Annotated in this window: 28 protein-coding genes; 11 read left to right on the top strand and 17 right to left on the bottom strand. The window is 69.0% G+C overall.

What is annotated here, in order from left to right; translation table 11 throughout:
* Positions 1-33 precede the first annotated feature (33 nt).
* The gene (locus tag ASD30_RS17130; RefSeq protein ID WP_056684030.1) at positions 34-708 is read right to left on the bottom strand and encodes an SDR family oxidoreductase; all 675 of its coding nucleotides are present in this window, start codon (positions 706-708) and stop codon (positions 34-36) included.
* Between the two features lie 71 nt (positions 709-779).
* On the opposite strand from ASD30_RS17130, the gene ASD30_RS17125 reads away from it, so the two are divergent.
* The 5 genes from ASD30_RS17125 to ASD30_RS17105 all read left to right on the top strand — a co-directional run bounded on the left by ASD30_RS17125 (position 780) and on the right by ASD30_RS17105 (position 4,630).
* The gene (locus ASD30_RS17125; protein WP_056685194.1) at positions 780-1,130 is read left to right on the top strand and encodes a winged helix-turn-helix transcriptional regulator; all 351 of its coding nucleotides are present in this window, start codon (positions 780-782) and stop codon (positions 1,128-1,130) included.
* A 152-nt stretch (positions 1,131-1,282) separates the two neighbouring features.
* Positions 1,283-2,017 carry an SDR family oxidoreductase gene (locus ASD30_RS17120; protein WP_056684026.1) on the top strand — a complete coding sequence of 245 codons (735 nt, stop codon included), beginning with the start codon at positions 1,283-1,285 and terminating at the stop codon, positions 2,015-2,017.
* Between the two features lie 32 nt (positions 2,018-2,049).
* A complete protein-coding gene (locus ASD30_RS17115; RefSeq protein ID WP_056684023.1) occupies positions 2,050-3,531 on the top strand; it encodes a DUF6357 family protein in 1,482 nt (493 codons plus the stop codon).
* 54 nt (positions 3,532-3,585) lie between these two features.
* Positions 3,586-4,152, top strand: coding sequence for a hypothetical protein (locus ASD30_RS17110; protein ID WP_156388757.1), 567 nt, complete (start codon positions 3,586-3,588; stop codon positions 4,150-4,152).
* Between the two features lie 151 nt (positions 4,153-4,303).
* Positions 4,304-4,630: a hypothetical protein gene (locus ASD30_RS17105; protein ID WP_156388756.1), complete on the top strand. Its 327-nt coding sequence runs from the start codon at positions 4,304-4,306 to the stop codon at positions 4,628-4,630.
* A gap of 142 nt (positions 4,631-4,772) precedes the next feature.
* On the opposite strand, the gene ASD30_RS17100 is transcribed toward ASD30_RS17105, so the two are convergent.
* Both ASD30_RS17100 and ASD30_RS17095 read right to left on the bottom strand, forming a co-directional pair.
* Positions 4,773-5,162: a hypothetical protein gene (locus tag ASD30_RS17100; protein WP_056684013.1), complete on the bottom strand. Its 390-nt coding sequence runs from the start codon at positions 5,160-5,162 to the stop codon at positions 4,773-4,775.
* 78 nt (positions 5,163-5,240) lie between these two features.
* Positions 5,241-5,831, bottom strand: a complete 591-nt coding sequence (locus tag ASD30_RS17095) for a hypothetical protein (protein WP_056684010.1) — start codon at positions 5,829-5,831, stop codon at positions 5,241-5,243.
* Positions 5,832-5,940: 109 nt separating this feature from the next.
* On the opposite strand from ASD30_RS17095, the gene ASD30_RS17090 reads away from it, so the two are divergent.
* Positions 5,941-6,369 (top strand): DUF3592 domain-containing protein, encoded by a 429-nt coding sequence (locus tag ASD30_RS17090; protein WP_056684007.1) that lies wholly within the window; start codon positions 5,941-5,943, stop codon positions 6,367-6,369.
* Positions 6,370-6,398: 29 nt separating this feature from the next.
* Here ASD30_RS17090 and ASD30_RS17085 read toward each other — a convergent pair whose 3' ends face one another.
* From ASD30_RS17085 to ASD30_RS17075, 3 genes are all read right to left on the bottom strand, one after another.
* Positions 6,399-7,259 (bottom strand): GNAT family N-acetyltransferase, encoded by an 861-nt coding sequence (locus ASD30_RS17085; RefSeq protein ID WP_056684005.1) that lies wholly within the window; start codon positions 7,257-7,259, stop codon positions 6,399-6,401.
* Positions 7,260-7,357: 98 nt separating this feature from the next.
* Positions 7,358-9,109, bottom strand: coding sequence for a tetratricopeptide repeat protein (locus ASD30_RS27230; RefSeq protein ID WP_200951167.1), 1,752 nt, complete (start codon positions 9,107-9,109; stop codon positions 7,358-7,360).
* A complete protein-coding gene (locus tag ASD30_RS17075; RefSeq protein ID WP_056684001.1) occupies positions 9,106-10,296 on the bottom strand; it encodes an ATP-binding protein in 1,191 nt (396 codons plus the stop codon). Before ASD30_RS17075 ends, ASD30_RS27230 begins: the two co-directional genes overlap by 4 nt.
* 201 nt (positions 10,297-10,497) lie before the next feature.
* On the opposite strand from ASD30_RS17075, the gene ASD30_RS17070 reads away from it, so the two are divergent.
* Positions 10,498-10,908 (top strand): helix-turn-helix domain-containing protein, encoded by a 411-nt coding sequence (locus ASD30_RS17070; protein ID WP_082563897.1) that lies wholly within the window; start codon positions 10,498-10,500, stop codon positions 10,906-10,908.
* Positions 10,909-10,933: 25 nt separating this feature from the next.
* On the opposite strand, the gene ASD30_RS17065 is transcribed toward ASD30_RS17070, so the two are convergent.
* Positions 10,934-11,521, bottom strand: a complete 588-nt coding sequence (locus tag ASD30_RS17065) for a ClpP family protease (protein WP_056683998.1) — start codon at positions 11,519-11,521, stop codon at positions 10,934-10,936.
* The gene (locus tag ASD30_RS17060; protein ID WP_056683996.1) at positions 11,518-12,153 is read right to left on the bottom strand and encodes a ClpP family protease; all 636 of its coding nucleotides are present in this window, start codon (positions 12,151-12,153) and stop codon (positions 11,518-11,520) included. The genes ASD30_RS17065 and ASD30_RS17060 overlap by 4 nt, the downstream gene beginning before the upstream one ends.
* Positions 12,154-12,285: 132 nt before the next feature.
* Between ASD30_RS17060 and ASD30_RS17055 the strand changes: the two genes are divergently transcribed.
* A complete protein-coding gene (locus ASD30_RS17055; RefSeq protein ID WP_056683991.1) occupies positions 12,286-12,705 on the top strand; it encodes an NUDIX domain-containing protein in 420 nt (139 codons plus the stop codon).
* 26 nt (positions 12,706-12,731) lie between these two features.
* Here the strand turns inward: ASD30_RS17055 and ASD30_RS17050 are convergent, their stop codons facing one another.
* From ASD30_RS17050 to ASD30_RS17020, 7 genes are all read right to left on the bottom strand, one after another.
* Positions 12,732-13,187: a DUF6069 family protein gene (locus ASD30_RS17050; protein WP_056683988.1), complete on the bottom strand. Its 456-nt coding sequence runs from the start codon at positions 13,185-13,187 to the stop codon at positions 12,732-12,734.
* Positions 13,184-14,215 carry an RNA polymerase subunit sigma-70 gene (locus tag ASD30_RS17045; RefSeq protein ID WP_056683985.1) on the bottom strand — a complete coding sequence of 344 codons (1,032 nt, stop codon included), beginning with the start codon at positions 14,213-14,215 and terminating at the stop codon, positions 13,184-13,186. The genes ASD30_RS17050 and ASD30_RS17045 overlap by 4 nt, the downstream gene beginning before the upstream one ends.
* Before the next feature lie 257 nt (positions 14,216-14,472).
* A complete protein-coding gene (locus ASD30_RS17040; protein ID WP_056683972.1) occupies positions 14,473-14,940 on the bottom strand; it encodes a hypothetical protein in 468 nt (155 codons plus the stop codon).
* Positions 14,941-15,024: 84 nt separating this feature from the next.
* Complete coding sequence (locus tag ASD30_RS17035) at positions 15,025-15,693, bottom strand: methyltransferase (protein ID WP_056683969.1); 669 nt, start codon at positions 15,691-15,693, stop codon at positions 15,025-15,027.
* 131 nt (positions 15,694-15,824) lie between these two features.
* Positions 15,825-17,381 (bottom strand): FAD-dependent monooxygenase, encoded by a 1,557-nt coding sequence (locus ASD30_RS17030; protein ID WP_056683966.1) that lies wholly within the window; start codon positions 17,379-17,381, stop codon positions 15,825-15,827.
* A 126-nt stretch (positions 17,382-17,507) separates the two neighbouring features.
* Positions 17,508-19,655 (bottom strand): M4 family metallopeptidase, encoded by a 2,148-nt coding sequence (locus tag ASD30_RS26125; RefSeq protein ID WP_082563896.1) that lies wholly within the window; start codon positions 19,653-19,655, stop codon positions 17,508-17,510.
* Between the two features lie 129 nt (positions 19,656-19,784).
* Positions 19,785-20,423, bottom strand: coding sequence for a dihydrofolate reductase family protein (locus tag ASD30_RS17020; protein WP_056683963.1), 639 nt, complete (start codon positions 20,421-20,423; stop codon positions 19,785-19,787).
* Between the two features lie 141 nt (positions 20,424-20,564).
* Here ASD30_RS17020 and ASD30_RS17015 point away from each other — a divergent pair, with 141 nt between their 5' ends.
* The 3 genes from ASD30_RS17015 to ASD30_RS17005 all read left to right on the top strand — a co-directional run bounded on the left by ASD30_RS17015 (position 20,565) and on the right by ASD30_RS17005 (position 22,985).
* Positions 20,565-21,350 carry an ABC transporter substrate-binding protein gene (locus ASD30_RS17015; protein ID WP_056685184.1) on the top strand — a complete coding sequence of 262 codons (786 nt, stop codon included), beginning with the start codon at positions 20,565-20,567 and terminating at the stop codon, positions 21,348-21,350.
* Between the two features lie 64 nt (positions 21,351-21,414).
* Complete coding sequence (locus ASD30_RS17010; protein WP_056683960.1) at positions 21,415-22,209, top strand: amino acid ABC transporter permease; 795 nt, start codon at positions 21,415-21,417, stop codon at positions 22,207-22,209.
* The gene (locus ASD30_RS17005) at positions 22,209-22,985 is read left to right on the top strand and encodes an amino acid ABC transporter ATP-binding protein (protein ID WP_056683957.1); all 777 of its coding nucleotides are present in this window, start codon (positions 22,209-22,211) and stop codon (positions 22,983-22,985) included. Before ASD30_RS17010 ends, ASD30_RS17005 begins: the two co-directional genes overlap by 1 nt.
* Positions 22,986-22,997: 12 nt before the next feature.
* Here the strand turns inward: ASD30_RS17005 and ASD30_RS17000 are convergent, their stop codons facing one another.
* Both ASD30_RS17000 and ASD30_RS16995 read right to left on the bottom strand, forming a co-directional pair.
* Positions 22,998-23,474, bottom strand: coding sequence for a (2Fe-2S)-binding protein (locus tag ASD30_RS17000; RefSeq protein WP_056683954.1), 477 nt, complete (start codon positions 23,472-23,474; stop codon positions 22,998-23,000).
* Positions 23,475-23,484: 10 nt separating this feature from the next.
* Positions 23,485-25,809, bottom strand: a complete 2,325-nt coding sequence (locus ASD30_RS16995) for a molybdopterin cofactor-binding domain-containing protein (RefSeq protein ID WP_235530143.1) — start codon at positions 25,807-25,809, stop codon at positions 23,485-23,487.
* Positions 25,810-25,852: the final 43 nt, after the last annotated feature.

Raw genomic sequence — 25,852 nt, 5'->3', positions numbered from 1 at the left:
GCCCCAACATTGAGGTCTGGCTGAAGAGTCGCGTCAGCGTCGGCCGCCGTCGACGTGGATCGTCTCGCCGTCGACGTACGGCGAGCGGATGAGCCACAGCGCCGCATCGACGACGTCGTCCAGCTCGCCGTGTCGGCCGACAAGGGTCTGGCCGGCCGCCCCCGTGAGGAAAGCCGGCTTCGCTTCTCCCTTGGCGTCCCACGCGCCGCTGTCGATGATGCCTGGCGCGATCGCGTTGACCCGCACGGGCGCGAGGTTCGCGGCGAGGTGGCGGACGGCGTAGTCGACCGCTCCGTTCGTGATCCCCTTGACGATCGACCCGGGTCCTGGCCGCCAGCCGACGACGCCGGCGAAGAGCGTCATCGACTGACGGATCTCGAAGTGCTTCGCGACGAGGATCGGACCGATCACCTTCGCCTCGAACGCGGCGACCATCCGGTCGCGGTCGAGCCCGGCGACCGGAGCATCGTGGGGGAGGGAGCCGAGGGTGACGACATGGTCGACGGCACCGATCTGCGCGGAGGCTGCGGCGATCGTCGCCTCGTCCGTGAGGTCGAGGCGTACGGCGCCGTCGATCGCCAGTGGATCGCGAGCGCCCACCGTCACCACCATGCCAACTTGTCGCGCCCGCGTTGCAATGGCCGCGCCGATGCCCCGTCCGCCGCCGATCACGAAGAGTGTCTGTCCGTCCAGTTCTCGTTGAGTCATGACCGTGACGGTATGCTTTGGATACCGAGTTACTGCAAGGGAACTGGAGAACGTCGGTGGGCTACAACGTGATGTCTCGCACCTGTCCCTCCCGTGTCGTCCTGCACCGCATCGGCGCCCGATGGACGGTCTTCGTGCTCAACGCGCTCGAGCACCAGCCGTTGCGCTTCGTCCAGATCAAGACGCACATCCAGGGCATCACCCCAAAGGTCCTGACCGAGACACTGCGCACCCTGGAGCGAGACGGGCTCATTGCTCGCACCGACTTCGAGGAGAACCCGCCTCGCGTCGAGTACGAGCTCACCGTGCTCGGCCGCTCGCTGTTGGAGCCGCTGCGCGCCGTACGGCTCTGGGCCGAGGAGCACGTTCCGGAGATCCAGGCGGCGAACGCAGTGGCAGCGATGGAGCCGGATCGTCGCTGATCGCGATCGACGCCGCCGGAGAGCTGTTTGTCAGGGCCTCGACGCGGAGTCCGATTCTCGCCAGCACTTCGACGTCCGCCCGCGTTGACTGAGGACTCCACGGCCCTTTCGGCATTCGAGACGGCCACACCATCCAGGGATGGAGAACTCTCATGACGATCGCCCTCGTAACCGGCGCCAGCCGCGGTCTGGGCCTCGCCACTGTCAGGACCTTGGCCAAGAACGGCACCTGTGTGCTGCTTGCGGCCCGGGACGCAGGCAGAGCCGAGGAGGAGGCTCGGTCGCTGCGAAGCGAAGGCCTCGACGTCCGTGGAATCCAGCTCGACGTCACCTCGCACGACTCCATCGCATCGGCCGTTGCCACCATGACCGCCGTGCACGGACGACTCGACGTGTTGGTCAACAACGCCGGCATCCTGCCCGAGGCCACCGACGACGAGGCGCACGAGTTCGCCAATCCCGAACTGTTCCTGACCACCTTCACCACCAACGTGTTCGGAGCCGTCGCCGTGACCGAGGCGTTCCTCCCGCTCCTACGCCGTAGCCCGATGGGCCGCATCGTCAACGTTTCGAGCACCATGGGCTCGCTGAGTGACCAGACTGACCCGGGCTCGCCGTTCTATGAAGTGGTTGTCCCGGCCTACCAAGCATCGAAGGCGGCCCTCAACAGCGTCACCATCGCGCTGGCCAAGAGGCTTGCCGAGACCCCGATCAAGGTGACCTCGGTCTGCCCGGGATTCGTCCAGACCGACCTCACTCCCGCCAACATGGAACAGGCGCCGCTCACGCCAGCTGAGGCCTCGCTGGTGGTCGCGCATGCCGCGACCCTCCCCGACAATGCCGAGTCCGGCACCTTCATCGACCACCACGGAGCCGTTGCCTGGTGAGAGGCCGGGCTCCGATCAACCAGACTGGTCCCATGAGCGAGGTCGTGTACGCCGTCGAGGCGCAAGGCTGGATCCCCAAGGTCATCCGCGAAGGCGACCAACTCCAGCTGAAGATGGGCGTCGACTTCAACCGCGGCCATGACATCCGTGAGTTCCACTTCGCGCTGACCGAGCAGCACCTCGCCGTCCTCCGCACCAGTCTCGCCCGTCACCTGATCCTGTGGTGCGTGCTGCAACCCCTGGCCGAGCACGCCGGTCGAGAAGACCGCAACGGCAAGCCGAACAAGAAGGAGTCCGCCCGCGCGATCGACGTGGTGCTGCTCGGCACCGACCAACAGGTCGAGGCGTACGTCGCCGCGCAGGGCCTCACGTCGTACCAGCTGCAGAGCCTGATCGCCCACGGCGGTGATCCGACACTGATCGGGAAGGGCCGCCTCTTCGAGGCGCTCGAGGGTCGGGTGCAGGTCGCGGCCGACTGGAGGAACGTGCGGGAGTACTGGGCCGACGAGGCGCGGGCCGAGGAGGGCGTCCACCTGGCCGAACTCGACAAGGCCGTCCTGTACTACACGAACCGGCGCGAGACCTGGAGCGGTCTCGGAGGTCGTCGGCCGGAACAGGTGCCGGCCGAGATGCTGGAGGCGGTGCTGGCCCTCGTCCGTGACGCAGAAGGGGCGACCGCCGACCTGGAGCCCACCGCTCCGCTCGAGAGATGGCAGGACGTGGTCGGCCCTGCGCTCCGCGCCACGAGGCCAGAGCTCCTCGACGAGCCGATCCGTGCCATCGCCTCGCTGGTGCGCAGCGAGGCACCGGACCGCGCGTGGAGGCAGCGGCAGATGCCGGCGCTGGGTGACATCGAGCGCCATCTGCAGCTGCACGTGTACGACGCCCAGCAGCTCGCCCTGATCGCGGAGACCACACCCGAAGCCAGTGCCCGTCCTTGGGTCGAACACGTCGGCGGAGAGCTCTTCGTCGGTGTCGATCGCCGGATCGCCTTCGCGACGTACGAGGCCGTCACCGAGGACGACATGGTGCTCTGGGAGGACCAGGAGCAGGTGACCTTCGCTCAGCTCATCGCGGCCGGAGTCGCGAAGGCCGAGGTCGGCAAGCACGTCGCGCGCGACGGCACCTGCTGGATCAGCCACGCCGACCTCGCGGCCGCCGTACTGGTGGACCCCAAGGTCCGCGCCACGATCATCGAAAGCTCGCGCCTGCCCATCACCTGGCCGGAAATCCACACCCTGGTCCCCAACGGGGACCTCGTGGTGGCCGCGCTCTCGCGGCTCCGGTTCGTGATGACGGGCAGTCGCGACGAGGACGGAATGCTCGCGATCCTCAAGGCCGCGCGCGAAGCGATCACGTGGGGCCGTGACCACATCAGCCCGCACCCCCTGGTGTGGCGCCACGGTCAGTGGTTGCCGTTCGACTGGGCAGCGGAGTTCCCGCACCTGGCTGACCGCATCAAGGAAGTGAACGTCGCCTACGCCGATGCGTGGCTCGACGCCGCCACGCAGTAGGACGTCGCGAATCGAGCACGTTTGGACCCGAACAAGATGGACATTGTGCGCATCATGGATTCTTCTTCATGGGCGGCGCCCGAGGGCATGTCGCAGGCCAAGCACAACCTCCGGCTGGGCCTGGCCCTGCTGTTGGTGCTCAGCTTCCTGGGCCTTGTGCTCGGCTGGTTCTTCACCATCGACAACGAACGGAAAGAGTTGCGCAGCCTGCCCGAATGCGCGGGCAAGGCGACCAGCGAGTGCCTCGAGATCCGGCCCGGCACGTTCGACTCGGCGACGATCAGTCGTTATGGCAAGACCAAGTCGAAGACCCACCACTTCGAGACCGAGAACGGCGACCGCGACGGAATCAAGCTGAAGATCGCCCGCCACTCGGGCCAGTCGCTCGAGGACGAGGTGGTCGGCGGCATCTTCGTCGACGGTGACCTGGTCGGCCTCGAGAGTGAGGACGGCCACCGCACCTGGGGCGAGGCCGGCTGGCTGGCGCTGCCGCCGCTGTGGTTCCTCGGCGTCGCCGCCGTGCTCGTGCTGATCATGGCGGCCTGCGTCAAGGCACTCAACCGGATCAACGCGGGCTTCACCACGCAGACGCCCGACGAGCCGTCCCTCGAACACGACTAGGCGCCCGCTCGCACCAACCTGCGGGGCCGAACTGAGGGTGCCCCGTCTCCCGCATATTGGGCATGCGCAGCGCCCTCGGCCGGTGGTTCGCTGGCCTAGGCGGGCTCCGCGCTCCCATGTGGCGCCCTCTCGGTCTAGGGAAAGGCAACTCATGCGTACCAGCCGAATTCTTGTCACGACCGCAGCCATGGGCGCGGCCCTGCTCCTCTCCACCGGACCCGCGACGGCGGGCGAGGTCACCGGCAACGGCGGCGCCACCCAGGGTCCGGCCCACGCCAACTCCATCTGCACCTTCTCCGGCCTCGCCGACGGCGGCGAGGGCGAGCCCGCTGGTCCGGGCAACGTGCAGAACTGGGGCCACTCCAGGGAAGCGTTCGGCGCGACCCCCGCCGAGCGCAAGGCTTCGGGCTTCCAGCCGGGCGACTCATGCAACGGTCACTCCGGCTTCCTGGTCAGCGAGCCGTCCGGCACGCCCTGAGCGTCGCAATCAGCTCGCCCGGTCACGCTCGTCGTGGCCGGGCGAGGCAGGCGCACTCCGCACGGACAGTGAATCGGCCATCGCCGCTGACCTCGTCGCGAACGTCCGTCACGCCCGAGGTCAGGCGGTCTCGGTGCCTGCGTCAGTCGAAGCGGGGGCGGAGTCCGTCCCGGAACTCGTTGCGGTTCCGCGGGGTCATCTTCCAACGCGTCTCGTCGGCGTCCTCGATCGACACGGTGTACTTGCCGGACCCACGGTCGAACTGCACGAGCACCTGCACCGGCCGCGCCTCACCCGGTTGGTAATGACTGTCCGTGTAGGCGTCCACCGCCGGCCTGACCGCCCCGGAGTCAGAGGCCACGGCCGAGATGGTGCCGTCGGGCGAATAGAGAAAGCCGTGCGCCTCGTTGAACTCGCCCCCGGGGAACTCGAGGATCATCGCCAACGACTCCCACCCGTCCCAGTCGACGACGGGACCTCCCATGTGGTCGACGAGTGCCCGGATGAGCTCGGCCGTCACATTCTCGGACATGGGTTCCTTCGGATCTGCTCGACGATGCTCGATGTGTGGCACATCGTAGGGTCCGGTGTTGCCTCGTGCGGCTGGACCTCAGGCAGGCCCCACCGTCTTCACCATGACACAGTTCTTCAGGCCCTTGGGCCGGTCGTACGTGAACCCGAGCCGCTCATAGAGGCGACGGGTGCCGTTGTAGAGGAACGACGACGACATCTTCTTGGTCTGGTTGGTCAGATCGTGCGGATAGCTCTCCACCAGTCCGCCGCCGGCCTGCGCAATCAGGTCGAGGGCGCCGGTGATGGCCAGTTCCGTGACTCCCGCGCGCCGGTGCCGCTTGTCGACGAAGACGCAGGTGATCCGATAGTCGGGGTCCGTGGTCTTGGTGGCGTCGTACTGCTTGCGGTGGTGCAGGGTGGGTAGCTCGACGGGCGTGCCGTACTCGGCCCACGCGATGGCTTCGTCGCCGTCCATCACCAGTGCGGCGTGAGCCTTGCCCTGCTCGACGTAGGCCTTCTTCAGTGCACGGTTGGCGTCGGCGCCCTGGCCGCGCTCGGGCCCGTCAGGGTGGAACCAGATGCACCAGCAGCCGCCGAAGATGCCGTTGTGTCGCTGGACCAGCGCGTCGAAGGCCGGCCACGTCTCGGAGCTGAGTGGCGCGATGGTGTACGACGGCTCGGCGGCCATGCCGCACACCATATCCCCGTGGCGTCCGGACAGGTGGCGGTGATCGGCCCGCGCGATCCGGCCTGCAATCTTCGTCCTACGCTTGGACGACGCGGCGAAAGGAGCGGACATGGGATCCGACGACCTTCCGGAGTGGGCCGGCTTGTTGATCAGCGTGATGCTGATGGCGCCCTTCCTGATCGTGCTTCTCATCTACCTCCGCCACCAGCTGCGGCGCAGGACGTGGTCCCGTGCCGAGGCCACCGTGACGGGCAGGAGGACCGAGAAGTCGCGGCAGGGTGACGGCTCGGAGACCACCACGACGACCGTGACCTATGCCTTCTCGGATGCCAACGAGACGGACCGGACCGGCACTGCGGTCAATCCCTCCGGTGATCCACGAGGCGGAGACCGCCTCCAGATCATGTACGACCCGAGGAACCCCGATCGGAGCAAGGTGGTGGAGCTGCGCCGGATGTATCTCGTGATCCTGGCGGTCTTCTTCGTGATGTTCGCCCTCGGAGTCTGGTCAGTGTTCACGTCCCTCGGGACGGCGTGATTCGAGGGAACCGGCGTCGAGACGATCGGTCAGGGCGTGGCCGACGTGTCGCCGTACCACGTGGTCGTCGAGGTCGGAACAAACCCGACGCCCCGGTAGGTTGCCCCAGCGGCCTCGGACCCGAACGAGATCTTGATCCGCTCCATGCCCCGAGCGGCCAGTCGCGCGACTCCCGCCGTGACCAGCGTCGAGGCCAACCCACGTCGCTGGAAGTCGTCCTCGACCCGCACGGGTTCGACCAGCCCGACCAACGTGGCCGGGTCGGCCCAGAACAACGCATATCCCGCTGTCTGACCGTCGGCGCTCTCGACCGCGAGATCGAGCTCAGGGTCGTAGAGCGTGCACTGCCCCAGGCGCTGCACGACACCTTCACCGGCGCGTTTGAGCAACGGATGCTGAGCCTCCGTGCGTTGGCTGCGGTCGACGACGGTGAAGCCATCGGCCGGAGCCCTGACCTCTCCGCGCTCGTCGGCGCGGAGCCAAGCCGTGCTGTCGGTGTATCCCGCGGTGAGCCCGGCGTCCGCGACCAACCGGCGCAACGCCGTGTCGTGATCGTCGACCGGGATCTCGAATCCGCCCGGTGCGTGGGCCTGCCCGATCTCGAGAGCCGCCGCGAAGACGGTTTCGATCGGGAGAGCGCCCGGCACCACGATCGGGTCGATCTGGCAGCCGTCACCGTCGGCCGAGATCAGCACGCCGGCGACCGGGCCGTCGTCATCGAGCCAGAACGGCCTCTCGACGTCATCGGAGCGGCTCGGCTTGCGCCACCACCACTGCACGTCGGCGGCCTCCCAGAGCCCGCCGTCCGGGTCGGCCAACCTGCGACGTTGCAGCAGCAGGGAGGACAACTCCAACGCCTCGAGCCCCGATGCCCTGATCTTGGTCACCATGCGGTCAGGCTAGAGGCTGGCGCCGGGTCGTGCCCCTCAATGACGTGCGCTCGGCCGCGGCCAGCTCGGAAGCCGGGCCAGCGCCGATCACGCCTCGCCTACGGCTGCTCGCGCATCTGACGCAGGGGAGCCAGGTTCGGCATGGGACACCAGGCGCCGATCTGCGGGTGGTCGATGGTCACCCCGACGACGCCACTCTGGCCGAACGACATCGCCCAGTCGAGCGCTGCGGGCAGGGGTACGGCGAGCAGGGGGACGGAGGCGCCCTCGGCAACCAGACCGCCGGAGTCGGCGGCGACCTGTGCCCGGGTGGCGCTGCTGAAGACGGCCAGCATCGGGCCGTCCGGTGACGTGAGTGCGTAGGGCCGCGGCTGTTCCGGCGTACCGCGGTTGATGAACACCCAGCGGTCAAGTGCCGACACTGCCTTCCACAGCTCCACCTGGGGCTCGACGGCACTCGGCGCGGCCAGGCAGGCGGCGTTGAGCCGGTCGAGCTCGGCCAGCACCTCCGGGCTCGGGTCGAGCGGGGGAGCCGTCGGTTCCACGTCGTCCACGGGCTCCTCCGTGGACGGTCCCGCCTCGGGTCGAGCCAGCGGCCGCGGGTCACGGCCACCGAAGGCTGCAACGCGATCCCAGAACCAGTCGGCCAGCTTGGGTGCGACCGTGACGTCGTCGACACCGGCACGGCGGACCACGACGCTGTCGATGGTCGCGATCAGGTAGCCGCCGTTGTCGTCGGTCATCACCTGCGAGAAGTACTCGGCGATCTCATCAGCCTGCCACTGCGGCCAGGCCTCGGGGTCCGCCTCGATGGCTTCGTCCATCGCGTCGATCTCAGCGCTCGACATCAGCCGGAAGTCGCCCTCGACTCCCCACAATGCGCCGGTGCCCGGCTCCTGGCCGTCGTGCCAGGCGGCGATCTCGCGTTCGCCCGCGGACTCGCGAGCGCCCTGCTCGTCGAGAGGCGGGCGCAGTGCGGCGGCGAGTTCGGCGGGCAGCACCGGATCGAGCGCTGCCAACGAAGAGTCGATGTCGGTGCCGAGCAGCTGGTCGCGCATCTGGGTCCAGGCCATGTCGATCACGCCGGACGCGTGGATCTCGGCGAGCGTGACCTCACCCTTGTCGACGATGGCGCGCCACTTACGGATCAGGGTGAGCACGCTCTCGGCCACGCCGTCCATCGGATCGGCGCGGAGCAGACGCAGGGAGAGTTCCTCGGCTTCGTCGAAGCGCCCCTCGTGCACATAGGACCAGGCCAGCGGTCCGCCGATGAACTCGGAGGACGCGTCTGCCCGGATCGCCTCTTCGGCGGCCGGGATGAAGCGCTCCGGCGGTGCCCAGCTCTGCAACAGGTTGATCGCGCGCTTGACCAAGGCATCGGGCAGCAGCTCGGCGTTGGTGCGACCGCACATCGCGGTGCCCTCGTCGAGCAGCCGCCAGCCGGCCTCGAGGTCCCCGGACATCGCCGTGGCGGCACCGAGCTCCATCACGTCGAGCCAGGACTCCTGGTCCTCGCGGAGCGCGATCTCGGCCCACTTGCGGGCCTCGTCGTAGTTGCACTCGTACTGCTCGAGGTCGCGCAGCTTGCGGACGACGTCACCGAAGAACCGGTCGCGCTGACCGGCCACCTGCAGCAGCAGCTTGCGGGCCTCGTCAGTCTCACCGCACTCCTTGAGGTGAAGGGCGAGCAGGATTCGGGTGCCGTTGCGACCCGGCTGTTGTGCCAGCACGCGCGAGGCGAGGCGGGCGATCTCGGGGTGCGTCGGCTGAGCCTCGAACAGCTCCCAGGCCAGGTCGACGTCCCGCTCGATCGGGTCGACGGTCGCGCCGTCCTTCTTGCGCCACTTCATCGCATTCCTCGCTTCACTCGGTAGGCCCGCACCTGGTCGAACGTGCCGTCGTCGACGCCGTACTCGAGAACCGGTGCCACCTGGTCGAACCACGCCGTCGTCGACGGCGTGACCTCGGATGCCGCGGCCAGTAGCGCGTCGGTCGTCACCGGGCAGACGCTGCCTGCCCGCATCGACGCGCTGAGTGCCTGTTGCAGGGCCACCTTCACCACGGACGCGATGTCGGCGCCCGAGAAGCCCTCGGTCGCGGCGGCCACCTTGGCCACGTCGACGCCGTCGGTCGGCTTGTCCTTGAGGTCGCCCTGGAGGATCGCGGCCCTGGCGACCGTGTCGGGCGGCAGCACGAGCACGGTCTTGTCGATGCGACCGGGGCGGCGAAGGGCGGGGTCGATGTCCCATGGCCGGTTGGTCGCCGCCAGGAAGTAGACGCCGTCGTTCTGGCTCGACACACCGTCGAGCTCCTCGAGCAACTGCGTCACGATCATCCGCATCGACTGCGAGCCGCCGCCGCCGGACGTACGCCGCCCACCGAGCGCGTCGAACTCGTCGAAGAAGATCACGCAGGGCGCGGCCGCCCGCGCATTCCGGAAGACGCTCTGGATCGCCTTCTCGCTGTCCCCGATCCACTTGCTCAACAGGTCGGCAAGGGTCACGTGGATGAAGGAGGCCCCGAGGTCACCCGCGATCGCGCGCGCGATGAAGGTCTTGCCGCAGCCCGGAGGGCCATACATGAGCAGGGAGCCGCCGGGCGTCTGTCCGAAGGCCGCAGCAAGTTCGGGGTTGCGCAGCGGGGCGAGGAACGTGGCGTCGAGATGCTGCTTGACCTCGGTGAGGCCGGCGACGTCGGCCAGCGTCACGGCCGGTCGCTCGGCGTCCCACATGCCGGGTTCCTCCGCCGTCTCGTCATCGAGGTCGGCCGTCGAAGGAACCGGGATCGGAGCAGGTGCAGCCGGCTCGCTGGGCGGTGCCATGGCGCCGCCCCGGATCCGGGCCGCCATCACCCGGGCCCGCAACACGCGCACGCGGGCCGGGTCGCCCCCACTGGCCTCGAACGTGGTCAGCTCGTCGGCGGCGCGGTCCGGGTCTGCCTGCAGCAGCAGGGTGATGAAGTCCTCACGCAGCGCGAGGTTCTGCGGGTCGCGGCTCACCTCGGTCTCGATCACGTCGAGGAAGTCGTCGTCTGCCATCTGTCTGTTGCCCTCCGGTCATGTGTGGTCATCGGGCAACGTTCCCCGAACTGCGGCGGCCAATCCTCCCGCAGACCCACTCTTGTGCGATGGCACGGCCCGCGGGGACTGGCCACGTCGCTCATCACGTTGATGGTGAGCGCGTTCTGCCCTGAGCAGAACCCGGGCAGGGTGCGCGGAGGCAGTGGCTAGCATCGCGACATGGGTCACCTGTTGCCGCTGCGTACGCCGTCCGACCGCCCCGACGTGCGCGCGCCGGGACCCCGCACCGCCGACCCGCGCACCCATGAACCCCGCACCCCCGAACCGCTGTGGCGCGAGGTGACCGGCGAGCTGCTCCGCGAGCGTCGACACATGCGTGGGGAGAAGCTGAGCGAGACCGCCAGCCGCGCCGGCATCTCGACCCAGTACCTCTCCGAGGTCGAACGTGGTCGCAAGGACCCCTCCTCCGAGGTGCTCTCCGCGGTGGCCGGTGCACTCGACCTCACCCTGCGCGACCTGGCCGTCGCGGCCGCGCGCCGGTTGTACGTCGTACCGGCCGGCCCGATCGGAACGGCCTCGATCCGGCAGGACGTCGGGGCCCTCCGCGGACCCCTGGCCCTGGCCGCCTGACCTGCGCCCGGTCCCTCGAGCCCGGTCACCTGCGACTGATCACCTCGTCGGCCAGTCCGTAGGCGACGGCTTCCTCAGCGCGGAAGATGCGGTCGCGGTCGGTGTCGCGCCGCAGTGTCTCGGCATCCTGACCGGTGTGCTCGGCCAGCGCCTGTTCCATCTCCTCGCGCACCCGCAGGATCTCGTCCGCGGCCAGGATCAGGTCCGGGATGGTGCCGCGGCCCTGGCCCGACGGCTGATGCAGCATCACCCGGGCGTGCGGCAGCACGGTCCGCTGCCCCGGTTCGCCGGCTGCGAGCAGGAGCGCCGTACTGGAGAAGGCCTGTCCGACGCAGGTGGTCGCCACCGGCACCCGGCAGAAGCGGATGGTGTCGTAGAGCGCGAAGGTCGCGGTGATCGAGCCGCCCGCCGAGTTGATGTAGAGGTTGATCGGGGCTTCGGGGTTCTCGGCCTCCAGGTGCAGGATCTGCGCGATCAGGGCGTTGGCCACCCCGTCGTCGATCTCCGTGCCCAGATAGACGATCCGCTCCTCGAGGAGGCGGCTGTAGACGTCCATCACCTTCTCGCCTCGCGGCGTACGGCTGACCACGTTGGGGATCGTGTAGGTGCTCACTGGCCGTCCTCCTCGGTCGGGTCGGTCGGTCGCAGCCCCGTCGTACGACGGACGCGTGGGCGGATCTGGCCGAGGTCCGTCACCAGGTGGTCGAGGCAGCCGTAGTCCCGGGCCTCCTCCGCAGTGAAGACGTGGTCGCGCAAGGAGTCCTCGAAGACCTGCTCGGGGGACTTGCCGGTGCGCTCGGCGACGATCCCGATCACGGTGTCGCGCATGTGGCGCAGGTCCTCGGCCTGCAGCTCGATGTCGACGGCATTGCCGCCGATGCCGGAAGAGCCCTGGTGGAGCAGCACCTTGGCGTGTGGCAGGGCGTACCGCTTGCCCTCGGCGCCGCAGCACAGCAGGAACTGGCCGGCGCTGTAGGCCATGCCCAGCACGACGGTGGAGACGTCGTTCGGGACCAGGCGCATGGTGTCCGCGATGGCCAGCATGGCGGTCACCGAGCCGCCGGGGGAGTTGATCCAGAGGCTGATGTCGGTGGTCGGGTCGTCTGTCGAGAGGAGCACGAGCTGGGCGCAGAGCATGGCGCCGATCTCGTCGTCGAGTGGGGAGTCGAGGAGCAGGATGCGTCGCCGGAGCAGGTCTTCGGCGGTGCGCTTGCCCAGGACGAGGGGTCGGTGTTCTTCGGTCATGCTCCGAGCGTGGCTCCGGCGACACGGTGACAGAAGGGCGTGCCGCCCACAGCGGATCTGCCCTCAGCGGATCCGCCGAGAGCGGCACGATCCGGCAGCCATGACCGCCCGGGCCATCGGTAGCGTGGCAGCGTGACGAACCACGCTGCCGACTCGAGCCACGACGACCTCCATCGGATCGTGTGCGGGCTTCTACGCCGTGGGGGTCGCGGCCTGTTGGTGCACCGCACCCCGGCGCGTCGTTGGTACCCCGATTGCTGGGACCTGCCCGGCGGTCACGTCGAGCAGGGCGAGACGCCTCAGCAGGCGCTGCGCCGGGAACTGGCTGAGGAGCTCGGCGTCGAGGCCGTGGTCACCGGGGACCCGTTGGCGCACATCCAGGGCAATGACTTCCGGATGGACGTCTGGGTCATCGACTCGTGGAGTGGGGAGCCGACCAACACCGACCCGACCGAGCACGACGCCCTGGCGTGGCTCAACCACGCCGAGACGGCCGCGCTCGCCCTGGCCCATCCGCATCTGTCGGCGTTGCTCGAGGCCGCTCTCCGCTGATCGGTCCCGGCCCTCCGGCGGCGGCCTCAGACGTTGCGCGGGCGGAGCCCCCGCACCAGACCGGGGATCATCACGGTCGCCGCGACGAGGTGCAGGACGACGAGGGCGACGATCGTGCCGGTCGAGCCCCCGGAGAGGAACGGCGGGACCATCGAGACCAAGGTCAGCGACACGGCGGTTCCCATGAACGACTCTGCGGGACGCGCGCTCACACGCAGAAGAGCGGCCGCGATGACCACACCCACGAGCGAGAACGCACCGGTCACCGCGGCGACCCCGGACAACGGGATCGTCTCGCCACCGTCGTGGATCTCGAAGTCGACGCCCAAGGCCCGGGCGAGTGCGGCGGCCAGGGTGGTGGCCGCCACCGCCAACAGCGTGGCGACGAGTCCGGTGCCGGCCAGCCGACGGAGCCCTCTCGTGCGGTCAGTCCGTCCCGGCTGCAACCCCGCGTCGAGCCCAGGGTCCTGCACGCCGTTCATGACAGCCCGCCGGTGTTCGGTTCGTCGTCCGACGGCAACCGCTCCGCCAGCCCGAGCTGCGGGAACTGGTCGTCGTGGAAGGTGAAGATCTCGGTGATCTCCCCGCCGGTGATGCGCAGCACGTCGATCGTCAGCGGCAGGTAGGCGCCCTCCGATTCCCGCCACTCGTAGAAGGCCACGGCCGGCTGGCGGTTCACGGACGTGGGCACACCGCGCAGGCCGGTCATGCCCTCGAACCCGTCCTCGACCCAGTTGCTCACCACCGCGTCGCGGCCGACGTACAGGCCCGGGGTGGGCGGCATCGAGCAGCGGACGTCGTCGCGGAGCATGGCTGTGAGCGCCTCGATGTCGGTGGCCACGCTGGCCTCGGTGAAGCGGCGCACCAGCTCGCGCGTCCCGGTGTCCTCCTCGCCCCCGGTCCAGTCCTGCCGGTCGGCGGGAAGGTGCGCCCGCATGCCGGCCCGGGCCCGCTGAAGCGCGCTGTTCACGGAGTTGACGGAGTCGCCGAGGAGCTTCGCGACGTCCTTGGCCGGCCAGCCGAGCACGTCGCGCAGGATCAGTACGGCCCTCGGCCGCGGCGTGAGGTGCTGTACGGCGACCAGGTAGGCCAGCTCGATCGTCTCTCGCGCGACGGCGACGACCTCGGGCTCGTCCGCGTCGTCCGCACGCAGCTCGTCGAGCAGCCGGTCCGGGTAGGGCTGGAGCCACAGCACCTCGCCGCCGGTCGCGGCCGCCGGGCGGCGCTTGGCCAGGAGGTCGAGGCAGGCGTTGGTGGCGATCTTGTAGAGCCACGCCCGTAACGTCGACCGGCCCTCGAACGTCTCCCTGCGTCGCCAGGCTCGGAGGAACGTCTCCTGCACGGTGTCCTCGGCGTCCTGGAACGAACCGAGCATCCGGTAGCAGTGCACGTGCAGCTCTCGCCGGTGCCGTTCCGCCAGCCTCGTGAACGCCGGCTCGTCGATCTCGTCCAGAGCTGTCCCGCCCGGTTCGCCCATGCCGATCTCCTTCAGTCCCGTGTCCACACTCATCACGGCATCCTTCTGCCTCGTCGTGTCCCTGTCACAGGTGTGACGGGTCCGGCGCTGAGAACTCATCACCCTCGTCGTCGTGCCCGGTGAAAACGGTTGCGCAAGTGCGTGTGGTGGGTGCCCGACTTCTCCGTCGCGTCGTACGACGACCGCCTGCGCGCCCTCGACGCCCGGCTCCGCGACGCGAGCCGTTCGTCGCGCACTCGACTCGTCACCTGTTCGAGGCACGTCGCTGAGGGCAAGCCGCCCGACGCGTGTCAGTTCGCGGGCGCACCCCGGGATGCCGAGGAGCGCTGCTGGTCACGTGCGAACGCCTGCGGGACCTCCCGGCGTACGACGACCGCGAGGGCCACACCCGTCAACCCGGCCAGGGTGAACCAGATGTCGGCACCGAGGCTGACGAAGCCGGTCTCCCCGGCCGCGGCGTCCCACACCAGCGCTGGCACCCCGCGTCCCAGGGCCAGACCGGAGCCCACCATCGTCAGGAGGGTGAGCCTGCGGGTGAGACGTTTCGGGAGACCTCCGTGGGCCAGCATCCAGGCGACGACCGCGGCGCCGTACATCAGGAAGCCCGCGAGCAGGTCGTAGGCGAGGAACCACGGGCGTTCGCTGATCGGCGCGAACTGCGAGTCGAGGCCGCCGCGCCACCCGGAGGCCCAGGCGACGTGCACGCAGGCGAAGCCGAAGCTCCACAGGGACAGGAAGATTCCGAGACGAGTTCTCATGCGTTCCAGCCTCGTCGGCGCCGTCGAGCGCCGGCATCAGGGATCGCCCCCTGTCACCCCGGAATCATGAGGGCTCGCCCGGACTCAGCGAGCGTGCCGGACCCTGAGCCAGGTCTGGGCTCCGAAGTTCAGGGCCGGGTTCCGCGCCTCGCCTGCCACCAGGCCGCGCGCCTCGCACGCCTTGGTGATCCATCCGAAGTCGTGGGCGATGGTGCCGGACTCGTCCGACTCGTGGCTCCGCCCCAACCACTCGTCGCCGTCGTAGTCGGGGCGCTCGGCAGAGGCCGGGTAGTACGACGCCATGAACGTCGCGTTCGGCGCCGACGTGGCCACGAAGCCGTCGAGCATCACCTCGATCTGGGGCTTCGACGCGTGGCTCCAGATCGAGCGCGCGACATAGAAGTCGAATGTCTCGTTGAAGTGCGCCATCGAGAAGTCGTCGCGGTGCGAGAAGGTCGGCCGCTTGGCAGCGACCATCTCGGGACCGAGGAGTACGTCGACCCCTGCCTCGAGCATCTCGCGGTTGGGCTCGATGCCGTAGTAGCAGCCGGGGTCCAGGAGCCGGACCAGCCAGTGGCCGGCGCGCAGTGAACCGCAGCCGATGTCGAGCACCTTGGAATCGGGGTTCAGGCCGTGGTGGAGCAGGGTCATCAGCTGCTTGCGCCCGGCATGGGCGAAGCTCTTGCGGGGCCCGCCGAGGGTGACCCCGCGCGCGATCAGCTCTTCTGCAGCACTGGTGAGTGAGTCCGACATGGAAGCAACCTCATTGCCTTGGGGGCGTGTGGGTGGTCCGCTACAGGCTGACACAGCGATGGGAACGAGCGGGGTCTCACGCGCCCGGCAGCTCGGTCGGGCGCCGCTGCGCCGCAGCACCCTGCGACACGTCAGGCCGGACCGCACCACCGCGTCAGTGAGTCGTGCAGACCCGCGTCCGTCCCGCCACCCACGGCCTCCGTCCCGCCACCCACGGCCTCCGTCCCGCCACCCACGGCCTCCGTCCCGCCACCCACGGCCTCCATCCCGCCACCCGCGGCCCCCATCCCGCCACCCACCCAAGCAACGTGGCCGTCCGGCCGGATCAGCACACCGCTCGGCGGCGTCACCTCACCGATCACCGGCAGCTCCCACGGGCCGCTGCTCTCGGCAACGACCAGGCGCACACGGTCGGCCCAGGGACCGAGGTCGACGCCGCCCGGGGTCCCGAGGTCGAGGAGCACCGGCCGGGCGGCGTGCAGCAGCTCGAAGACCCGGACCGGTCCGTCGGGAGTCTCGAGGTCGAGGTCGGGCATCCGCCGACCGAGCAGCGGGTGCCCGTCCCCGAGGTCGTAGTGGACGTCGAGACCGGAGAGCAGTCCGGCGACGTGCCGGCGCGGTTCGTCCATCGCCACGAACTCGTCCATCAGGTCGTTCACCGCGACGTGGCGCGCGTCCTGCTGCTGGAGGAGTCCCATCACCATGGTCTGCTTCAGCGCACGGGCGGTCGCCGGGTGCCGCTCGGCCCGGTAGGTGTCGAGCAGGCTCTCCGGCGAGACGCCCTTGACCACCTGGGCGAGCTTCCAGCCGAGGTTCACGGCATCCTGGACGCCGAGGCCGATGCCCTGCCCGCCTGCGGGATAGTGGATGTGCGCGGCGTCCCCGGCCAGCAGCACCCGCCCCTCGCGGTACGACGCCGCCTGGCGCGTGGCGTCGGAGAACCGCGAGATCCAGGTCGGGCTGTGCACGCCGAAGTCGGTGCCGAAGACTCGGTGCAGCGCGGCCCTCAGGTCGTCCAGGGTCGGCTCCGTGGCGGGCCCCATCTGGTGCTCGGTGGTGATCACCCGGAAGGTGCGCCCGTCCTCCATCACCTGGAGCCCGTGGATGCCGCTCTCGTCCGTGCGTACGCCGACCGGCGGTTGCTCGCCGACCTCGACCTCGGCGATCAGCTTGGTCTGCGTGGCCTCCGAGCCGGGGAAGTCGATGCCCGCGGCCTTGCGGACCACGCTGCGCCCACCGTCGGCCCCGACGAGGTACGACGCCCGCACGGTCGCGCCGTCGGCCAGCCGCACGTCCACCCCGTCGGCGTCCTGGACGAAGCCGGTGACCTGGCGACCCCGCTCGACCTTGACCCCGAGCTCGTCGACCCACTCGGCGAGGATGCGCTCGATGTGGTTCTGCCACAGCCCCAACGTGTAGGGGTGGCGGGTCGGGAAGTCGCTGACGTCGAACATCGCGCTGCCGGCCGCAGCACCTTGATAGGTCTTGCCGGCTTCCAGGAATCGACCCGCGATGCCGCGTTGGTCGAGGACCTCGATCGTCCGCGCATGGAACCCGCCGGCCCGCGAGCCCACCAGCTCGGCGCTCGGCCTGCGCTCCACGACCGTCACGTCGACGCCCGCCAAGGTGAGCTCGGCGCCCAGCATCATGCCCGTCGGGCCGCCGCCGGCCACGATCACGTCAGTCATTCCTGCCCCCTCCTCGGCGACCACCGTGGGCGCCGAGCGGACAGTGTGCGGCACCACCGGGGCCTTGCCGCAAGCCCCCCACTTCGCTATACCTTGGAAGGGAGGGGCCGTACGGCGGAAGGGCGCCTACCTCCAGGAGATCTCGTGGACGTGGGAGTCACCTGAGCGGAAGACCAGGTGGCCCGAGCCGGCGACGTCGTCGATGAACATGAACGGGTCCGATGCCGAGGGCGGGGCCGCGGAGTTGGCCGTGACGTCGCCGTGGCCGGGCGCCTGGCCCGGGGTCCACCACACTTCATGCAGGTGGCCGTCGGAGCGGCGGTAGACGACGCTCTTCACGTTCCGGGCGCCCCAGTGGACGGTGGTCGGTCGGCCGGTGGCGAGCGGCGCCCCCGCCGACGCGGTCACGTTCCAGCCCGACACGGGCGCGGCACCGACCCAGTAGAGCTCGTACACGTGTCCGTCGACGCCCCGATAGACGACCTGGTGGGTGTCGGTCTGCGGCACGTAGTAGGCCACCGGGTCACTCGCGGCCTTCGGCGTCCCCGCGGTGCCGGACAGGTCGTCGAGACCGCTCGGACCGTCCTTCCAGTAGACGCTGAGGATCCGGCCGTCGACGGCCCGGTAGACGACGATGTTGGTGCCGTCCGGTGTGACGTACGGCGCCGGGTCGCCGGCCGCTTTCGGCGCGCCGATCGTGCCGGTCAGGTTGCCGCCGTAGTTCACCGGCGCCACCCCGACCCAGAACAGCTCGTGGAGGTGCCCGTCTCCACCGCGGTAGACCACGTGGTGGGTGTCGGACTCGGCGTGGTGGTAGCCGATCGGGTTCCCCGCCGCGGACGGAGACCCGGCGGTGCCGGACAGGTCGTCCTGACCGACCGCGCCGGTGGACCAGTAGAGGGAACGGACAGAGGCGTTGTTCGCGCGGAACGGCAGGATCACCGTGCTGCGGCCCTGGTCGACGTACGCCCGCGGTTCACCGGTGGCGTCGCGGGCACCGGCGAGGGCGGTCAGGTCGGACGTCCCGGTGCCGGCGGCGGCGTCGCGCCAGAGCTCGTGCAGGTGCCCGTCGTCGTCGCGGAAGGCGACGTTCTGGGTCTTCAGCCCGGTCACCACCACGCCCGCGGGGGTCGAGGACGAACCCGCCGCGCGGTGCTGCGCCGTGCGGTCCACGTGCCGGTTCCACGGCACGCCGATCCCTACCGTCGCCCACGCCGTGACGCACGCGGCAGCCACGTCGTGGCCGAACAGCGCGAACGCGTGGTCGGCGGTGAGGGCGGCGAAACGGTCGAAGCGGGCGTTCGAGTCGAGGGCGTCGTCGGTCGCGGTGGCGTACCAGACCCGGCCGGCCTGGTCCCACGCGTTGCCGCCGAGTGCCTGCGCGAAGAGGGCGAACGCGCGGTTCGGGATGCCGGAGTTGATGTGCACGCCACCGTTGTCGCTGGTGGTGACCACGAAGTCGTCCATGTGGGCCGGCTGCGGGTCGGTGCCCAGCACCGGGTCGTCGTACGCCGTGCCGGGCGCGATCATCGACCGCAGGGCGACCCCGTTGATCGTGGGCCCGAGGAGGCCCTCGCCGATCAGCCAGTCGGCGGTGGCCGCGGTGTCGCCGGCCAGCCGCTGCTTGACCAGCGAGCCGAACACGTCGGAGAGGTGCTCGTTGAGGGCGCCGGACTGGTTCTCGTACTCCAGGTCGGACTCGTGCTCGGTGACCGCGTGGCTGAGCTCGTGGGCCATCACGTCGACGGCGGCGGTCATGGAGACGAAGAGCAGCCCGTCGCCGTCGCCGAACACCATCTGCTCGCCGTCCCAGAAGGCGTTGCCGAAGTTGTTGTCGTAGTGGGCGGTGCCGATGAGGCTGGCGCCGTCGTCGTCGTAGGAGTTGCGACCGAACAGGTCGAAGTAGAGGTCCCACGTCGCGCCCAGCCCGTCATAGATGCGGTCCACGTCGACGTCGCCGGTGGCCGCGTCACCCTCCTTGCGGACCAGCTGGCCGGGCAGGTCGGTGTCGTGGCCGGCATCGTGGATCAAGCGGTGTTTGCGGATGGGTGCGGCCGCGGCAAGCTCCGCGCGCGCCTCCCTGGTGCGTCGGGCGGTGCCTCGGAGGCCGCGGGTCGAACGCAGCTCCCTGGCCCGTGCGGTCACCGCCAGAGCCTCGCGGGCCCAGGCCCGCTGCGCGTCGGTGCCGTTGCGGGCGAGCTGTTCGAGCATGTACGGCGGGACGATGCACTGGATCGCGTCGTACGCCGAGTCGTGGTCAGGCGTGTGAGTCATGGGTTCCTCGCTCCGGATCGGACCGGCGCGCATCCTTCGCGTGCGTCGCACGGTCAATACCCACAAGGAGTCGGCGCTCTCCGCGGGAGTACCGGGGCGACCCGGAAATGCTCGAGTTGCCCGAACGGGTCAACGACGCAGGTTCCAGAACTGGTGGACCAGCCCACTGGGAGAGGTGATCGACTCGACCGTGAAGGCATCCTCGATGCCGCTCGTCCCCTCCCAGATCGACACACCCTTGCCGAGGGTGATCGGCACGATCACCAGGTGCATGAAGTCGATCAGCCCCGCCTGGAGGAACTGCCGGACGGTCGAGGGCCCACCACCGATGCGGACGTCGCCACCGCCGGCGGCCTCCTGGGCCAGGTGAAGCACCTCCTCCGGCGTACCGTCCACGAAACGGAAGCTCGTCCCGTTGGGGAAGTCGATCGTCGGGTGGGGATGATGGGTCAGGACGAACACCGGTGTCCGGAACGGCGGCTCATCGCCCCACCAACCCCGCCACCCGTCATCGGGCCACTCGCCGACCTGCGGGCCGAACTTGCGTCGCCCCATGATCTCGGCGCCGACGCCCTGACCCCACGTGCTGGTCAGGGCATGGTCGAAGGTGAAGGGCGAGTCCACCTGGTCGACGCCGTGGATGGCCCTGCCGTCGAAGCGCGAGAAGAGCTGTTCCGCGCCACCGATCGGGGCGTCGAGTTTCACGTGGTCGCCGGCGGAATAGCCGTCGAGGGAGATGTTCAGGTTGTGGACCCTGGTGCGAGGCATGGCGACTCCTTCAGTCAGCGGATGCAACGGGCAGCGTGTGGACAGACCGGTGATGACAGCCGGACTCATCGCGAATCGCCGGCCCGACGTGGTGAGGTCGCGGCCTGCATCTCGAGGGTGATCCGGTCTATGGTGCTGGGCATGAACCTTCGCACCGTGCCCGCTGCCCTGGCCGTCGCCATCCTCGCCCTCTCCGTCTCCGCCTGTGCCAAGGACAAGGACACGACGACCACCGAGTCGGGGGTGAAGGTGGTCGAGAAGGGCACGTTGACCATCTGCACCCACCTGCCCTACGAGCCGTTCGAGTTCACCGAGAAGGGCGAGGTCGTCGGCTTCGACATCGACGTGCTCAAGCTCGTGGCGAAGAACGAGGACCTCAAGACGAAGGTCATCGACACACCCTGGGAGACCATCGTCTCGGGCAACGCGCTCGACAACGGCGACTGCGACGTGGCCACCGGCGCGATGACGATCAAGCCCGAACGGGTCAAGGTGATGGACTTCAGCAACCCGTACTTCGAGGCCACCCAGGCGATGCTGGTCAAGAAGGGCTCGGGCTACTCCGACCTCTCCGACCTGGCCGGCAAGCGGATCGCCGTCCAGGAGGGCACCACCGGTGAGACCTACGTCGAGGAGAACCTCCCGAAGGGCGCCGAGAAGGTCTCCTACGAGGACTCGGTCCTGATGATGGAAGCCGTGAACAGCGGTGACGCCGACGCAGGGGTCAACGACAACGGCCTGGTCAACTACTACGTCGCGCAGAACGACGGCGTCGAGGTGAGCAAGGAGTTCGCGACCGGTGAGAAGTACGGCTTCTCGGTGGCGAAGGATGACAACCCCGAGCTGCTCAAGGCGATCAACGAGGCGATCGCCGACAAGGCGGAGATGGACAAGCTCAAGGAGAAGTGGTTCGGCACCGCCGGGTGATGCCTCGATCCGTGTCCCTCCGGACCACGGTCGTGCACTCCGCGCGGCCTGACGGGAGTTTCCAATGGCGCTGAGCAAGCGCAAGCGCGCGGCCTATCTCCGCTACGCGCAGTACGCCCTGATCGTCCTCGTCGTGGCCGTCATCGCCTTCGCGGCGGACTGGGCGTCACTGCGGGACTCGTTCTTCAAGCCCGACCTGGTCAGGGAGCAGTTCCCCGACATCTTGAAGACGGCACTGAAGAACACGATCATCTACACCGCGTGCGGGTTCGTCTTCGGCCTGCTGCTGGGTCTCGTGCTCGCCCTGATGCGGCTCTCGAGCATCGGCCCGTGGCGCTGGCTCTCCACCGCGATCATTGAGCTCTTCCGCGGTCTGCCTGCACTCGTCGTGTTCCTCGCCCTGGGCCCCGGCTTCTCGCGTGCGTTCCCCGACTACGAGATCCCCGGTGGCGGCCTCGGTGTCGCCACCCTGGCTCTCGGCCTCGTCGGTGGCGCCTACATGGCGGAGACGATCCGGGCCGGCATCCAGGCCGTGCCGAAGGGCCAGATGGAAGCCGCCCGCTCCCTGGGCATGTCGCACTCGCGGGCGATGATCTCGATCGTGATCCCGCAGGCGTTCCGGATCATCCTGCCGCCGCTGACCAACGAGCTGATCCTGTTGACCAAGGACTCCTCACTGATCTACATCCTCGGCCTCTCGCTCGACGAGTACGACCTCACCAAGTGGGGTCGCGAGGGCATGAACAGCGCGGCCAACCTGACCCCGATCATCGTGGTGGGGCTCTGCTACCTGCTCATCACGGTGCCGTTGTCGATCGTCGTACGCCGCATGGAAGCCAAGTCTGAGAGGGCCCGCTGATGACCACCTGGAGCACGGGCGAGCCACACGTCCCGAGTGACCGCAGCACGGCCGCGATCGACGTACAACAACTGCACAAGTACTTCGGCAGCAACGAGGTCCTCAAGGGGATCGACTTCCACGTCGGTGTCGGCGAGGTGGTCTGCGTGATCGGGCCGTCTGGCTCGGGCAAGTCCACCCTGCTGCGCTGCGTGAACATGCTGGAGACTCCGACCAGCGGCAAGATCTTCGTCGAGGGCGACGAGATCACCGACCCCGACGCGGACGTCGACAAGCTCCGCTCGCGGATCGGCATGGTGTTCCAGTCGTTCAACCTCTTCCCGCACATGACGGTGCTGAGGAACCTCTGCATCGCCCAGCAGCGGGTCAAGGGGCGGTCGAAGTCCGAGTCGGTCGAGATCGCGCGGGCCAACCTGGCCAAGGTGGGACTGTCCGAGAAGGAGGACGCCTACCCGGCGCACCTGTCGGGTGGTCAGTCGCAGCGCGTGGCGATTGCCCGGGCCCTGTCGATGGAGCCCGACATGATGCTCTTCGACGAGCCCACGTCGGCGCTCGACCCGGAGCTGGTCGGCGACGTGCTGCAGGTGATGAAGGACCTCGCCTCGGAGGGCATGACGATGATGGTCGTGACCCACGAGATGGGCTTCGCCCGCGAGGTCGGCAACAAGCTGGTGTTCATGGACGGCGGTGTGATCCTCGAGGAGGGCGTTCCGGCGGAAGTGCTGGCCAACCCCCAGCACGAGCGCACGCAAGGGTTCCTGTCCAAGGTGCTCTGACCGGCCGCTGGGTCACATCTGCGCCGCGCCGGCCCTGATCGCCTCGCGGATCCTCACGTAGGTCCCGCACCGGCAGATGTTGCGGATGCCATCGAGGTCGGCATCGGTGATGGAGCGACTCTCGCTGCGTACCTTCTTCACCAGGGCGACCGCAGCCATGATCTGGCCGGGCTGGCAGTAGCCGCACTGGGCGACGTCACGGTCGATCCAGGCTTCCTGCATCGGGTGCAGGTCCTTGCCCACCGTTGCCGGAAGTCCCTCGATGGTGGTGATCTCGTCGTCGTCCTCCAGCGCCCCGACCGGGACCGAGCACGGGTTGAAGGCCTTGCCGTTGACGTGGCTGGTGCAGGCCTTGCAGACGTTGATCCCGCAGCCATACTTGGGCCCGGTGATGCCGAGAATGTCGCGCAGCACCCAGAGGAGGCGTACGTCGTCCTCGACGTCGACGGTGACGGTCTCGCCGTTGACCTTGAAGGTGTGGGTGGGCATGTCGGCATCCTCAGTAGGTGTGGGAGAGACCGTCGGTGGGCGATGCCGGCAACGGTGGCTCGAACGACTTCGGGGTGAAGAAGAGCGGTGCACTGTGGTTGACCGGGAACTCCGTCGGCAGCGTTCCAGTCGCCCGGGCGTACGCCGTCGCCACGGCCGCGGCGCTGGTGGCGACCGGGAACTCGCCGGCGCCGCCGGGTTCCTCGGTCGTCGAGGGCATCACGATGATCTCGAGTTGGGGTGGGGCGTTCCACTGGCGGGTGTAGGCGTAGTTGTCCCAACTGGCCTCGAGGAAGTGACCGTCCTCGAGGTGCATGCTCGAGGTGAGGGTCATCGCGAGGCCGTCCATGATTCCGCCCATCATCTGGGCTTCGAGCCCGCGCGGGTTGATCACCAGCCCGACGTCGATGGCGAACACGACCTTGGTCACCCGAGGCCCCGTGACCGCCTCGGGGACCTCACGACTGACCGTCTCAGGACGGCAGTCGATCTCAACCAGGCAGGCGCTGAAGCCGTGATACTCCTCGTGTACCGCGATGCCCTGGGCCGTCCCGGCCGGCATCTGCCGCCCCCAACTGCCCACCTGGGCAACTTTGTCGAGCACCGCCCGTCCGCGCGCGCGGCGGATGAACTTGCGGCGGAACTGATAGGGGTCGGAGTTGACCAGATGGGCGATCTTGTCGACCGTGAGCTCGCGCGCGGTTGCCGCGTTCGGTGAGTAGATGCCGCGCATCGAGCCCGTGTTGAATCCGTGGTCGACCTCGTTGAGCAGGTTCGTCGTGACTCCGAAGTTGTAGTGCGTTCCCTGGGTCAGTGCGTAGACCGTCTCGGAGAAGCCGAGGTCCACGACAGGGAGTTCCGCAGCAGCCGCGGTGAGGACGTCGCCGAACCCGTGCGTGAAGTCGGTGGCCACGCTGGTGTGTCGCTGATCCCAAGTGAGGACGCTGCCGGCCAGGACCGTTGCCCGGATCCGGGAGGTGGCCATGGGGTGGACCCGACCTACGCGGGCGTCGTCCACCCGGTGCCACATGAGCTTGACCGGCACGCCCATCTCCTTCGAGACCTCGGCGGCCTCGATCGCGGCGTCGGAGAAGGCCTTGCGCCCGAAGGCCCCGCCTCCCAGCGTGACGTGCACGGCCACCGCTTTCTCGGGAAGCCCCACCTTTTCGGCGATGTCCTTGCGGGCCACGAGCGGCACTTGCAGGCCCGACCAAACCTCCGCCCGGTCACTGCGTACGTCGGCGATGGCGCAGTTGGTCTCCAATGCGGCGTTGCTCGCGAATCGGAACGTGAAGTCGGTCTCGACCGTCTGTGCCAGCACCGGCACCTTGGGCACGAGCAGCGGGATCTCGGCCTTGCGCAGGTCGGCCAGCACGTCGGCGTCCGACTTGCGGCCGGCGGTGCCCTCGGTCCATTCCGCGCGCACCACACGGATGGCGTCGATGCATTGCCCGAAGGTGCGGGCACGGATGGCGATGCCGGTGCTGACCAACGCCACGTGCGTGACCCCGGGCATGGCCTTGACCTCGTCGTGGTTGAGCAAGCGGATCGGCTTGCCGTTCAGGCGCGGTGCCCGGCAGACCATCGTCGGCAGAGCGCCGGGGACCTTCAGGTCCATGGCGAACTCCTTGGTGCCGGTGACGGAGGCATGGGCGTCCGTGCGTCCCTTCGGCTGGCCGACCATCGTGAGCTCCGACAGGGGCTTTAGGGGTGCGACCAGCGGGGTGTCCTCGTCGACGGCGGCATCCACGGCGAGGTCGCCGTAGGCGATCCTCGAACCGTCGGGGCAGACCACGTGTCCGTCCGCGGTGCGCAGGGTCGATGCGGAGTGTCCGGTGCGCCTGGCAGCGGTCTCGACGAGGCGCTTTCGCGCCGCAGCTGCCATCGTCCGGATCGGCCGGTACGTCGACATGGTGCTGTTGGAGCCACCGGTGAACTGGTTCATCAGCAGCTCGGGGCGCGCGTCGGCGAGTGTGACGCTCACGTCCTGGATGGGCATGTCCAGCTCGTCGGCGATCAACATTGCCGTCGACGTGGTGATGCCTTGGCCGTTCTCGGAGCGGTGGAGGGCGAAGTGTGCGACGCCGGCGGTGTCCAGCGTCAGGTGGATCAGACTGGCGGTCGGGAGGACCGTGAGCATCTGTGCGTCACTCACGTCGAAGATGTCGGCGGGCCCGTCAGGGGTCGGCACGACCAGGCCGCCCCCGCTCGCCGACGCAGGCGGGGCAGTGGCCACGTCGCCGAGGAGGCGGGCCGTGACGGTGAGTGTCGGCGCGGCCAGCAGGAGGCCGACGAATCGCCGTCGCCCCAGTGCCGAGCCTGTCGTGTCAGGCACTTCGGGAGGAGTGCTCTCGACCGAGCCGGGTGTGCGCCGAAAT

Source organism: Nocardioides sp. Root140 (genome assembly GCF_001426745.1).
Classification (GTDB): Bacteria; Actinomycetota; Actinomycetes; order Propionibacteriales; family Nocardioidaceae; genus Nocardioides.
This window is presented reverse-complemented; position numbering and strand designations above follow the sequence as displayed.